A 12,624-nucleotide genomic window follows, 5' to 3' on the forward strand; every position below is an offset into this window, starting at 1 on the left:
CCCGATGCTCAGGAATAGGGCGAAAATGCCAATTTTTGCGCCGCTCTGAAATCACCTTTCCCGGCCTTGCGTGCCGACCCTGACGTTTGCCTCCGGCAATCCCGCGTGGCATTCGGCCACATCCATCAGGCGCGACGACCCAGGCTGAAAAGGCTGGCCGCAAGCAGGGTGATCAGACCGACCAGCCAGTACTGCCACTCCGTTCCGACCTGCATGAAGGTCGTCGCGGAAAACGTCAGCTGAATCAGCAGAGCGCCGAAAAGGGTTGCAAGGAAGGATCCCATGCCACCGCTGATGACGGCGCCCCCCAGCACGACGGCGGTGATGCTCATCAGGCTGTAGTTCGCGCCGGTGGTCCCGGACCCGACGCCGACAGTGGCGGCCAGAAGAAGACCGGCCAGGCCGACGAGGAAGCCGTTCAACGCGAAGGCCGACGGCAGGAGAACAGCGCGGCGCGCGCCCAGCTTGGCAGCCGAGGGGGCATCGGACCCGAGCGCGCGCAGACGTTTGCCGAAGCCAGAGCGCAGGAGCATCGCCTCCATCGCGAGGGCCAGGATGACGGTGACGATTGCGGCCAGCGTCACGGGGCCGAAGGCCTTCAGCGCAACCCCAACAAGCTTTCCGTCGATGGTCCCGCCGGGAACCGGGCGAAGGTAAAGCGACAGGCCCTGCAGCGCGAAGAATGCCGCGAGGGTCACGATGATCGACGGGATACGCAGCACCAGCGTCATCATCCCCTGCAGAAAGCCGAGCAACGTGGTGATCCCCAGGATCAGCACCGACACCAGCACGAGGTCGACCCCGCTGATCCCGTAGGGCATCCAGTAGGACGCCAGCACCACCACGAAACCCGCCATCGGCCCGACCGAGAAGTCGATTTCCCCCTGCAGGATCAGGAACAGCTGCCCGAAGGCGATCAGGGCCAGCGTCGCCATCTGGATCTGCACGTTTTCAAGGTTGTAGGGCGAAAGGAAGCGATCGTTGGCCGATACCGCCTGCTGGATGATGATCGCAGACGCCACGGTGAGGATGGAAATCGCGAACCACTTGCTGTCCAGCAGGTTGCGCAGAACTGCACCACGCGATTTCCCCTCGGCCGTGTCTTCCGTCCTTTGCCCGCCAGCGGTCAGGTTCGCGGCCGTGATTTCCGCGTCGGTGAGGCGGTCGCCGTCCAGCTGGGCCGCGACTTCTCCGCGCGCCATGACAACGACGCGATCGCAGAGCCCTTCCAGTTCGACCCCGTCGGAGGAGCTGACGATGACAGCCACCCCCTGCGCGGCAAGCGCCCGAAGTTTGTGGTAGATATCGCTTTTCGATCCGATATCCACGCCCTTGGTCGGCTCGTCGGCAAGGAAGATGCGCGGATTTCCGATGATCTCCCGCCCGATCAGGACCTTCTGCTGGTTCCCGCCGGACAGTGAATTGATCGTCACCCCATGAGAGGGCGCCTTGATGCGCAGATCCGTCGTATGTTCGGCGATGGCCCGGCGCTCTCCCGACCGGTCGATCATCAGGCCGTCCGACGCATGACCGGCGCCCAGGTTTTCGGCGATGCTCATCGACATGAACAGGCCTTCCTTGTGCCTGTCGTCCGGCACGAAGGCGACACCGGCCTCCCGCGCGGCGGCGCGATCGGCCCAGCTCAGCGTTTCGCCGTTGAGCACGATCGCCCCGCTGTGCGGCGTCAGGCCCGCCAGCGCGCGCATCAGTTCCCGCTGGCCCTGTCCTTCGACCCCAGCAAGGCCCAGGATCTCCCCCGGGCGCAGGGTCAGGTCGACACCACGGAAGCCGGGGCCGCTCAGATCCCTGAGCTCAAGAAGGTCCCGATCATCCCCCGCGCCGAGCTTGGCCGGATAGACCTGACCGATGGGGCGGCCGACGATCATGGAAACGATGTCCTGGCGCGTGAACTCTGCCCGGGGGCGCGTTGCGATCAGCTCGCCATCCCGCAGGACCGAAATCCGGTCCGCGATCTCTTCGACCTCGTCCAGCCTGTGGGAGATATAGACGATGGCGATGCCCCGATCCCGCAGCCGGCGGATCAACGCGAAGAGCTGCCGCACGTCGTCTTCCTTGAACGGCTCGGTCGGCTCATCCAGCACGATGATCTTGGGATTGGAGGCGAGGGCACGGGCGATTTCGACAACATGCCGCTGTCCGATAGAAAGCTCCGCCACGCGGGCGCGCGGATCTGAACGCAGGGGGCCATTGGTCACCTCCGCGATCAGGTCCCGCGCGCGGGCCTCTCCGGCACGTCCCGACAGGGATGGATCCGCCAGGGACAGGCATTCCAGAACCGTCAGATGCGGGGGCAGGGGGGGATGCTGGAACGCGACCGAGATCCCCGCAGCACGATAGCGATCCGCATCGGCGCCCGACATCCGCTGACCGTCGATCACGACCTCGCCACGGGTCACGGGCAGGACACCGCAGGCAACGGAGATGAGCGTGGACTTGCCCGCCCCGTTCTCTCCGATCACCGCGTGCACCTCACCCGGGGCGACAGACAGGTCCACGCCGGCAAGGGCGATGGTCTTGCCGAAGTGCTTGTGGATATCGCGCAGCTCCAGCACGGCCTTGCGATCCTCTGCAGGGGCCACCGGGCGGGAGGCCGGATCCCCGGGAAGGCCTGCACCGCCACGTTCCCGGAAATGTCGCACAAGTTGGGGCAGGGTGACGCCCGCAAGGATGATGACCGCCTGGACGATGCTCTGGATCGCGTAGTCGAAGCCGAGCGAGACAACGATCTGATCCAGGACGATCAGGAAGACGGCGCCGATCATCGTCGCCAGGACACTGCCCCGGTCCCCGTTCAGCGGGCTCCCCCCGACGATCACCGCGGCAACGGTTGTCAGCATGTAGGGATTGCCGGACAGCAACGTCGGCGTGACGGCCAGCCCGGCGAGCATGATCCCCGCAAGGGCAAAAAGGAACCCGGCGACGGCATAGGCGCCCAGGGTGCACAGGTTCACGGGGATCCCAAGTGCCCGCGCGGCATCGGCACTGACGGCGGACATCAGGAACTGGCGACCGACCTTCGTTCCGGACATGAGCCAGGTTGCAAGGGCGCCAATGGCAACAAAGCCAAGGAAGAGGACGGACACCGAGGCGACCCGGGTGCTCGCTACCGCGACCAGGACATCGGGCGCCGACTGGATCGACCCGCCCGTCAGCCAGTAGACGGCGCCGATCAGAAGGGAATTCGTACCGATGGTCACGATCAGCGGCGGGACCCGCAGCCATGTCACGATCGCGCCGTTCAGCAGGCCGATCCCCGCCCCGGTCAGAAGTGTCAGGACGACGTAGCCCAAAGTACCGGCCAGGCCGGTATCGACATCCGGCAGCGCCGTCATCATGACCGCCGCGATGGAGATCGTCCCGGCAACGGACAGATCGAACCCGCGTTGCTGGATGACCAGGTACTGGCCGATCGCGGCAACGCCCAGAACCCCGATGAACGGCGCCATGGCGAAAAGGGAACCCGCCGACAGGCTGCGCGGGGCGACGATCAGCGCCAGAATGACCAGAAGCACGACACCCAGAAAGGCCCGCATCGCAAGGGAACCGGCCATTTCACGCAGTGTCTGGCTTCGATTTTCGGAAGTCGCCATCGGGCACCTCGGTCATGTCTTGAAATTCGATAGGGACGGAACTCGCCCGGGTTCCGTCCTCTCGGAAGGGGAGAGGCCGCGGCGACCCTGCCGCCGCGGCCCTGCAGGATCACTCGAAGATGGCGATCAGCTGTTCCTTGGACAGGAGGGACGACGGCAGGGAAACGTCTGCCGGCAGGTCCGGGTCGCACACCGGCTGCTTTGCCGGGTCGTCGGACGTGCTGTCCACCAGAAGGTCGACATTCACGATGCTGGGCTCGGTGCTGTCGATATCGTTGACCGCGGCCAGACCCTTGCGCAGTGCCAGACGGAAGATCCAGGTCCAGGAGCTGGTCAGACCGATCTCGAAGTCGGGCTCATCGGCCTTGTGATCCAGGAAGTAGCACTGGGCACCGTTCGCATCGAGGCCGGTCACCGGCGGCATCGGACGATTGGCCGCTTCGAACGCCCGCAGGGAGCCCAGGACGCCAACGCCGTAGTCGGAATACATGCCGTCGATTTCCGGATACTTGGCCAGCAGGGCAGTGGTCACCTTCTGGTACTGCGCCGGATCCCAGCCGGAAACGACGGGACCTTCCAGGACGTTGATCCCGGGATTGTCCGCGAACACCTTTTTCCAGCCCGGCATCTGGGCCGCGGTCTGCGGCGCCCCCGGAGACCCGCCCCAGACGATGACATTCCCCTCGCCATCAAGCTGATCGACAAGGAACTGGGCGTAGACGCTGGCCATCTGTTCCTGGTTCGGCGTCACGACCATGGTGTAGTCGACACCGGGCTGTCCGGGGAAATCCACGCCCACTTCGACCGGGATCACGACGGAGCCCATGCGCATTGCATCACGCATCGCGGGAATGGCCGCAGGACCGGCATCCGGCGGCCCGAGGATGATGATGTCAAACCCCTGCGCCGCAAGGGAACGGATGTTGGCCAGCTCCTTTTCCGGATTGCCCTGCCCATCGGCCAGGCCGACCTCGGTGATGTTGGAGCATTTGGCCGCTTCGTCCTTCAGCTCTTCGAACTTCATCTGCCGGTTGGCATTCATGAACCCGACGGAGAGCGCAACCTTGATCGGCTTGGTCCCGCAGAACTGGGAAATGTCGAGGAATTCATCCTCTGTACCGACCTTGTCCGGGGAAAGGTCGGCGGCCTGCACCGCTCCCGCCAGCATGGTCGCTGCGACGAGGCTGCCAGCCAGGCGCGTGACGGTGGAAAGGAAGGAAGTCGTCATTCTTCGGTCTCCTGTTGGATCGGACGCTTTGCGCCCTTTTTATGAGTTTGGGGAGAAGAGGCCCTGCAGCCCGGCCAGCGACAATCGGTCAGCCGGGCAGCGCCCCTCAGTCAGCCCCCTCAGTCAGCCCCGCCGAAGACCTTCCGGCGGGTGAGGGGGAGGGAAACCATCGTGTCGAAATCGATGAACTTGGCGCTGTCTTCGATGACTTCGGGAATGGCCCAGCATTCCTCTGCCTGCGCTTCCGTTTCGAAGCTGTAGATCGAGATCGCATCGTATTCGAGGTCACCTTCGGTGACGTAGCGGCCTTCCTTGCTGGAATGGTCCGCCGGGAAATGCTCGTAGGAAATCAGGCCGCGATCCGTGATGTGCTTCAGCATGAGAGGCCCATGATGGTCGCGGTAGTAGGTGTTGAACTCTTCAAGCGACATGCCGGGCTTGCGGCGGAAAATCATGGCAACGGTGTACATCGATGCGATCCCTGTTTCTGTTTGCGGCGCCTTCTCCGGACTTGGCGGGGCGCGCCTTGCCGCTTTCCTAGCACGCGCCTCAAAGCGCCGACGCGCATCCCCCTGCCAGATTTCGGAACTGAATTGCCACGGCAGGCAGGATTTTCCTGCCCCACTGCCGATCTTGGCAAAATGCTCCCTCCATTCGGCAGGCAGGTTCGATCCCCGCGCCCTTCCCCTGTTCTAGAAATCGGGAAAGCCGGGGCGATACGCCCCGTCGCACTGACGAATGGAGATACAGAGATGACCGAGCAGAACCGCAAGACACTGCGCCTGAAGATGCCGCAATGGCAGGGTGGCAATCTTCCGGCCTATCATTTCGGTTCGGAGCTGCTGTCCTGGCTGGCGCCTGCCTCTTCCGACCCGGTCGCAGAAGTGAAGATCGACGATCCTACCGACACCCCCCTGCCGCTCGAAGACGGGATCCTCGACAAGACGCGCCTTCTTGTACAGGCGAAAGCCGCCCGCGAGGTGATCGACGCGCAGGCCCCCGACCGGCTTGTCGTCTTCGGCGGGGACTGCGGGGTGGACCTGGTGCCCTTCGCCTACCTGAACGAGAAGTATCAGGGCGACTTGGCCATCCTCTGGGTCGATGCCCACCCCGACATCATGACGCCGGAGCATTTCGAACGGGCCCACGCCATGGTCCTGGGCAACCTTATGGGCCGCGGGGATGCCGATTTCACCGCGATGGTTCCGCGCAAGATCGACCCGTCCCGCGTCGTTTACGCCGGCATGGACGACATGAGCGAGCTGGAGCGAGGGATGCTCAAGGACATGGGCATCCCCCATGTCGGATCCGCCGCCCTGGCAGATGACAGCACGCCGATCCTCGACTGGATCCGCAACTGCGGTGCCAGCCACGTGGCGATCCACCTCGACCTGGATGTGCTGGACCCCACGAAGTTCCGTTCGCTTCTGTTCAACAAGCCCGGTTCCGACAATGCCGAATGGAACACCACGCCCCAGGGGAAGATGACGATCCAGCAGGTCGTCCGCTTGCTCAAGGACGTATCGAAAGAGATCGACATCGTCGGCCTTGGTATCGCCGAGCACCTTCCCTGGGACGCCATGAACATGCGCGACATGCTGGCGGAACTGCCGCTGCTGTCCGAGTGACGTGGGCTGACACCGGGCGGGCGGGGATGATCCTGCGCCCGCCTCGGGCCAGTGCTTTGGCAAGGACAGCACAGAAGGGATGATCGGACGTCTGTATGGTCATGGCAGCACGTCGACGTGCCGAGCCCCCATCAATCGCGTCGGTCCGTTACCCCCAACCGCGAGGTTCCCATGCATACCATCGACATCCACCCCACGGTCCTGGAACGTGGCCGGGCAAACCGCAACGGCAAGGATCGCGCCTATACCGCCATCGACATGAGCCGCACTGCACATGTCGTGGTGGACATGCAGAACGGCTTCCTCGCCGAAGGGTCGGTGTCCGAAGTCCCGATCGCGCGGGAAATCGTCCCCAACGTGAACAGCATTTCGCAGGCCGTTCGAAAGGCCGGCGGGCTGAATGTCTTCCTGCGCTACACCTATGACGCCAATGAAAGCCGCCCCTGGAACAGCTGGTACGGCTCTCTCCTCGGCGCTCCTTTCGCCGCCGGCCTGATGGAGCATTTCACCCCGGGCGCCGCCCAGCATGACCTGTGGCCCGAAATCGACGTCGCGGAAGGGGAGCCTGTCCTGGACAAGACGCGGTTCAGCGGCTTCACGCCCGGCACCTGCGATCTGGCCGCTGTGCTGGAAGCGCGGGGGATCGATACCGTCATCATTTCCGGCACGCTGACCAACTGCTGTTCGGAAGCCACGGCACGTGATGCCCACCAGCTGAGCTACAAGGTCATCTTTGTCACGGACGCCAACGCCACGCTCACCGACGCCGAACATAACGGGGCCCTCGGCAGTCTTTACGCCGTCTTTGCCGACACGATCCCGACGGCCGAGGTGCTCTCCCTGGTAACAGCCTGAGCCGCCCGAAGGGGCAGGTCTCCTGGCTGGATCCCCGCCCCCTGGCAAGGAGGGCTTGAAAACGGAACCATTGGAGAAGCGGGTCTTTCCGGGCCGCGCCTTCAGGCGTGCGAACATTCAAGATATTGATATTATTATATATTTGGCGAAATTAAAGGCAGGGAGCTTCTGAAGGGATCACATTCCGTGCACCGATGCAGCCCCCGTCACCCAGGCCGATCACGATCACCGGCGCCCCTTGATTACCGCAGGTCCACGGGCTGTCTTTACGCATGGAGTCAGCTCACATGCATCAGCCATCAACGAACGACCGACAGATGACCAAGACCGACGTGGAAGCTTTCGCCCCGAGGGACAGAGAGGCGTTCTGGAGCGAGGTGATGATCCGCAACTACGCCCCGGCCGAAACAAAGGTCATCTGCGCCCCCGAAAGCTTCCGGGGGTCGGTCACGCAACGGGAATTCGGTACCCTGGATCTGAGCCTCGTGGTGTCTTCGCCACAGCTCTCCTCCCGGACCCCGAACGACATCCGGAAGACACCCAATGACTGTTTCTACCTTTCCCTGCTGCGAGATGGTCAGGGATGCCTGCGCCAGGACGGCAGAGAGACATTGCAGCGTGCGGGGGAATTCCTCCTCTACGACAGCGCGCGCCCCTTCGAATACCGCTGGGACACGCACTATTCCGGGTACTGGTTGCGACTGCCGCGACAGATGCTCACCAATCGGCTTGCCTCGGCGGAGCAGATGACGGCGCGAACCATTTCATCAACCTCCACCCTCGGCAGGCTGGTCGGAATGATGTTGCAGGAAAGCTTCTCTCTCGACCTGCTGACGGATGGGGTCGCGACACGCCGCGTTGCCGCCTCCCTGGTCGACCTCATCACCGCAGCGATGGAGACACACGGGGGCCTGCAGACCGATCGCACCTTCCGTCATGCGAACCTCCTGGACAGGGCGCATTCCTTCATCCTCGCAAACCTCGAGGATCCGGAGCTGGATTGCGACGTTCTGGTTCGCCAGCTGGGCGTGTCGCGCAGCACCCTGACCCGCCTCTTCGCAAAGGACGGAACCACGCCCACAAGGTGGATCTGGAAGCAGCGCCTGAACCGAAGCTGCGAGATGTTGAAGCAAGGGCAGGCGCAGAAGGTGACGGATGTCGCGCTCAGCTGCGGGTTCAGCGACATGTCCCACTTTTCCCGTGCCTTTCGTGCCGAATTCGGGGTGACCCCCAAATCGCTTCTGACCCGGCACTGAACCGGTCATCCAGGCCCGGAGCGGGCAAAGACGACGCCCCATGGGCGGCAAGGAAACAGGGCGCGGAGTTTCCTCCGCGCCCTGCCCAAAACTCTGACCCCGGAAGATCAGTAGCGGTAGTGTTCCGGCTTGAACGGGCCTTCGGGTGCGACACCGATGTAGGCGGCCTGTTCCGGCGACAGCTTGGTCAGCTTGGCACCGACTTTGGCCAGGTGCAGCGCGGCGACCTTCTCGTCGAGGTGCTTGGGCAGGATGTAGACCTCGTTCTTGTACTCGTCGCCCTTGGTCCACAGCTCGATCTGCGCCAGCACCTGGTTGGTGAAGGAGGCGGACATCACGAAGGAGGGGTGGCCGGTGGCATTGCCGAGGTTCAGCAGGCGGCCTTCGGACAGCAGGATGATCCGGTTGCCGCTCGGCATCTCGATCATGTCCACCTGGTCCTTGATGTTGGTCCACTTGTGGTTCTTCAGCGCGGCGACCTGGATTTCGTTGTCGAAGTGGCCGATGTTGCCGAGGATGGCCATGTCCTTCATCTGGCGCATATGCTCGATCCGGACGATGTCCTTGTTGCCGGTGGTGGTGATGACGATGTCGACATCGGCGATCACGTCTTCCAGCAGCACGACCTCGAAACCGTCCATGGCGGCCTGCAGGGCGCAGATCGGGTCGGCCTCGGTCACCTTCACGCGGGCACCGGCACCGGCCAGCGAGGCGGCAGAGCCCTTGCCCACGTCACCGTAACCGCAGACGACGGCAACCTTGCCGGCCATCATCACGTCGGTGGCGCGGCGGATGCCGTCGACCAGCGATTCCTTGCAGCCGTACTTGTTGTCGAACTTCGACTTGGTGACGCTGTCGTTGACGTTGATCGCCGGGAAGGGCAGCTGGCCCTGCTTGTGCAGCTCGTACAGGCGGTGCACGCCGGTGGTCGTCTCTTCGGAGACGCCCTTGATCTGATCACGCATCTTGGTGAACCAGCCCGGGGAGGCCTCCATGCGCTTGGCGATCTGCGCCTTGATCACTGCCTCTTCCTCGGAGGAGGGGACGGGGATGATGTCTTCACCGGCCTCGGCGCGGGCGCCCAGCAGGATGTACAGCGTGGCGTCGCCGCCATCGTCCAGGATCATGTTCGGGCCTTCCTCGAACATGAAGGACTTGTCCAGGTAGTCCCAGTGTTCTTCCAGGCTCTGGCCCTTCACGGCGAAGACGGGGACGCCGGCCTCTGCGATGGCCGCGGCGGCATGGTCCTGGGTCGAGAAGATGTTGCAGGACGCCCAGCGGACGTCGGCGCCGAGCGCGACAAGCGTCTCGATCAGGACAGCTGTCTGGATCGTCATGTGGAGCGAGCCCACGATACGGGCGCCTTTCAGGGGCTTGGACTCTCCGAACTCCGTGCGGCAGGCCATCAGGCCCGGCATTTCGGTCTCGGCAATATCCAGCTCCTTGCGGCCGTAACCAGCCAGGGCAATGTCTTTGACAATGTAGTCTTGGGTCATCCGTCACTCCAAAAGGGTTCGATCGGTCGGGCAAGGGGTATCACCGGCAACCGAAGGGCACAACGTGCTTGCCCCAAGGTTCATGTGGACCCGCCACGGACTTGGCGCAGGAATAATCAAGAACTGCTTAAGATCCGGTCGCGCCGATTTGCGCGCAACGGGAACAGGACAACGCCGGGAGCAATTTACACCTCTGCATGCCCCGCGTACTCAGGGTGCGAAAGGACCTTCCGATGAAACAGCCCCGCGCCTGGCAACGCATGCTCTCCGGACGTCGCCTGGATCTGCTCGACCCCACGCCGATGGATATCGAGGTGGAGGACATCGCCCACGGCCTGGCCTTTGTCGCCCGCTGGAATGGGCAGACCCGGGGTGACTACGCCTATTCGGTCGCCGAACATTCCCTGCTGGTCGAGGCCCTGTTCCGGCGGATGTGGCCCTCTGCCAAACCCGCCGATCTGCTGACGGCACTTCTGCATGACGCACCGGAATACGTGATCGGGGACATGATCAGCCCGGTGAAGGCGGCCGTCGGCCCCGACTACGGCCAGCTTGATGCACGCCTGACCGCCGCGATCCACATCCGTTTTGGCCTGCCCGCGACCACGCCGGTGAGGCTGAAGCAGAAGATAAAGAAAGCGGACAAGATCTCTGCCTGGATGGAAGCGACGCAGATCGCCGGGTTTTCCGAAAAGGAGGCAACCAGGTTCTTCGGTCGCCCTGATCCCGCGGTGATCGAAGGGCTTGATATCGTGTTGCGCCCGCCGGTGGAAACCCGGTCGGAGTTCACCGCACGCCATGCCGCGCTGCTGAAGGAAATGCCCTGATCAGGGGAATCGAAAGGGATCTCATGCTGCATATCCGCAGGGCAGGGCGCCTCGACTGCCTGCCGATGGCCGAACTGCTGAACGAGATCATTGCGAGGGGCGGGACAACCGCGTTGACCGATCCCGTCGCCGCCGGCGATCTTGCCCGATGGATGGGCGGTTCCGCCCGGGCGATCTGGCACCTGGCCGAAGATGACGCGGGCCAGGTCCTGGGTTTTCAGTACATAGAACCGCATGCGGAGCAGGGCGAGCGGGTTGCCCAGATCGCAACCTTTTCCCGGGTTGGCAGAACCGGCCTGGGGATCGGATCAAAGCTTTTCGAGGCAACGCGGAAGGCCGCGCTGGCGGCGGGATATACCTGGATCAACGCGGAAATCCGCGCCGACAACAGTTCTGGCCTAGCCTATTATCAGTCACGCGGCTTCGAGGACTACGGCAGGATAGATGGGCGCCGCCTGGCCGATGGAACCGTGGTGACCAAGATCCTGAAAAGGTTCGATTTGCACTAGAAGTGGTCGACACCACGAATTCTCCGGCTGACACAAAGCGGAATCAGGCCGCAAAAATCGTCAATTTTCCTTTACGGAATCAGATTGACCGTCCATTTTACGGGTATGGACATCATTGACCGCAAAATTGTCAATTTACTCGCACAGGACTCCCGACGCTCGCTTTCCGACATCGGCGGGGAGGTCGGCCTGTCCATCTCTGCAGTGAATGACCGGATCAAGAGGCTGACGGCCTCCGGTGCGATCATGCGGTTTACCGTTGAAACCTCGGCCCAGGCACTGGGGCTGCCGACACTGGTTTACCTCTGGATTGCCCTCAGGGAAGACGCGGACGAGCCTGCCTTCAGGAGCTTTGCGGCAAGCCATCCGGCGATCGCGGAATGCCATCATGTCACCGGCGCCTGGTCATACCTCGCAAAGCTCCGCGTCGGCGGAATCGAGGAGATCGAACCGATCCTGGAGGAGATCAAGGCGCAACGCTTCCTGGGTCGCAGCGAAACGGTGATCGTTCTCTCCTCGCCGGTCGAGGCGGGGATGATCCCCAAGGGCTGGTGATGGATCCCGTCCTCATCCTGAAGGGCGTCTTGCTGGGCCTTGCGGTTGCAATGCCGCTCGGGCCGATCGGCGCGCTTTGCATTGCACGGACGTTGGAACGTGGATTTCTGGCAGGGGTTTCCGGCGGATTGGGCACGGCACTTGCCGATGCCACCTACGCGCTGCTGGCTGCACTTGGCTTTGCCGCCTTCGCCTCGACCCTGCAGATGATCGACCTGCCGCTGCGGATTTGCGGAGGAGGGTTCATGATCTGGCTCGGGCTTGCCTCCTTCCGCCCGGCACGCCCGCAAAAGTCTGCCACGGCGGAGACCCGGAACCTTGTCGGAACGACGCTGACCACCTTTGCCCTGACCATTGCGAACCCGGCCACGATCCTGTCCTTCGCCGCCCTTTTCGCGGGCCTCGGCCTTGCGGCGGACGACAACAGGGCAGCGGGCGTCGGGGTCACCCTCGGCGTCTTCGCCGGGTCCATGCTGTGGTGGATCCTGCTCTCGGGCGCGGTCGCGCTGATCCGTCACCGCCTACCGGAGGCCTTCGGCCTCTGGGTTACGCGGGCTTCAGGTGTGATCCTGCTGGGCTTCGGCCTTTGGGCCATTGGTGGCGCCCTGCCAGGGATGCACGAATGACGTCGCCCGGGCCTGAAGGGATGTAAGGCCCGG

Annotated in this window: 11 protein-coding genes; 7 read left to right on the forward strand and 4 right to left on the reverse strand. The window is 63.5% G+C overall.

Annotated features, from left to right (window positions below):
* Window positions 1-125: 125 nt before the first annotated feature.
* The 3 genes from AC2IR1_RS00680 to AC2IR1_RS00690 form a co-directional block, all read right to left on the reverse strand.
* Window positions 126-3,611: an ATP-binding cassette domain-containing protein gene (locus AC2IR1_RS00680; RefSeq protein ID WP_486474361.1), complete on the reverse strand. Its 3,486-nt coding sequence runs from the start codon at window positions 3,609-3,611 to the stop codon at window positions 126-128.
* Window positions 3,612-3,720: 109 nt separating this feature from the next.
* Window positions 3,721-4,839 carry a substrate-binding domain-containing protein gene (locus tag AC2IR1_RS00685; protein ID WP_486474362.1) on the reverse strand — a complete coding sequence of 373 codons (1,119 nt, stop codon included), beginning with the start codon at window positions 4,837-4,839 and terminating at the stop codon, window positions 3,721-3,723.
* A 119-nt stretch (window positions 4,840-4,958) separates the two neighbouring features.
* Window positions 4,959-5,309 carry an EthD domain-containing protein gene (locus AC2IR1_RS00690; protein ID WP_486474363.1) on the reverse strand — a complete coding sequence of 117 codons (351 nt, stop codon included), beginning with the start codon at window positions 5,307-5,309 and terminating at the stop codon, window positions 4,959-4,961.
* Window positions 5,310-5,591: 282 nt separating this feature from the next.
* Between AC2IR1_RS00690 and AC2IR1_RS00695 the strand changes: the two genes are divergently transcribed.
* The 3 genes from AC2IR1_RS00695 to AC2IR1_RS00705 all read left to right on the forward strand — a co-directional run bounded on the left by AC2IR1_RS00695 (window position 5,592) and on the right by AC2IR1_RS00705 (window position 8,578).
* Window positions 5,592-6,467, forward strand: a complete 876-nt coding sequence (locus AC2IR1_RS00695; protein WP_486474364.1) for an arginase family protein — start codon at window positions 5,592-5,594, stop codon at window positions 6,465-6,467.
* A gap of 171 nt (window positions 6,468-6,638) precedes the next feature.
* A complete protein-coding gene (locus tag AC2IR1_RS00700) occupies window positions 6,639-7,322 on the forward strand; it encodes a cysteine hydrolase family protein (protein ID WP_486474365.1) in 684 nt (227 codons plus the stop codon).
* A gap of 317 nt (window positions 7,323-7,639) precedes the next feature.
* Entirely contained in the window at window positions 7,640-8,578 is a 939-nt protein-coding gene (locus tag AC2IR1_RS00705; RefSeq protein ID WP_486474366.1) for a helix-turn-helix domain-containing protein, read from the forward strand.
* A gap of 107 nt (window positions 8,579-8,685) precedes the next feature.
* Here AC2IR1_RS00705 and ahcY read toward each other — a convergent pair whose 3' ends face one another.
* A complete protein-coding gene (gene ahcY / locus AC2IR1_RS00710) occupies window positions 8,686-10,074 on the reverse strand; it encodes an adenosylhomocysteinase (RefSeq protein WP_486474367.1) in 1,389 nt (462 codons plus the stop codon).
* 233 nt (window positions 10,075-10,307) lie between these two features.
* Here ahcY and AC2IR1_RS00715 point away from each other — a divergent pair, with 233 nt between their 5' ends.
* The 4 genes from AC2IR1_RS00715 (at window position 10,308) to AC2IR1_RS00730 (ending at window position 12,591) form a co-directional block, all read left to right on the forward strand.
* Window positions 10,308-10,901: a hypothetical protein gene (locus AC2IR1_RS00715; protein WP_486474368.1), complete on the forward strand. Its 594-nt coding sequence runs from the start codon at window positions 10,308-10,310 to the stop codon at window positions 10,899-10,901.
* A 23-nt stretch (window positions 10,902-10,924) separates the two neighbouring features.
* Complete coding sequence (locus AC2IR1_RS00720; RefSeq protein ID WP_486474369.1) at window positions 10,925-11,410, forward strand: GNAT family N-acetyltransferase; 486 nt, start codon at window positions 10,925-10,927, stop codon at window positions 11,408-11,410.
* An 84-nt stretch (window positions 11,411-11,494) separates the two neighbouring features.
* On the forward strand, window positions 11,495-11,965 hold the full coding sequence (locus tag AC2IR1_RS00725) for an Lrp/AsnC family transcriptional regulator (protein WP_486474370.1): 471 nt from the start codon (window positions 11,495-11,497) through the stop codon (window positions 11,963-11,965).
* A complete protein-coding gene (locus tag AC2IR1_RS00730; RefSeq protein ID WP_486474371.1) occupies window positions 11,965-12,591 on the forward strand; it encodes a LysE family translocator in 627 nt (208 codons plus the stop codon). Before AC2IR1_RS00725 ends, AC2IR1_RS00730 begins: the two co-directional genes overlap by 1 nt.
* Window positions 12,592-12,624: the final 33 nt, after the last annotated feature.

Source organism: Pseudooceanicola sp. NS-SX8 (assembly GCF_057380755.1).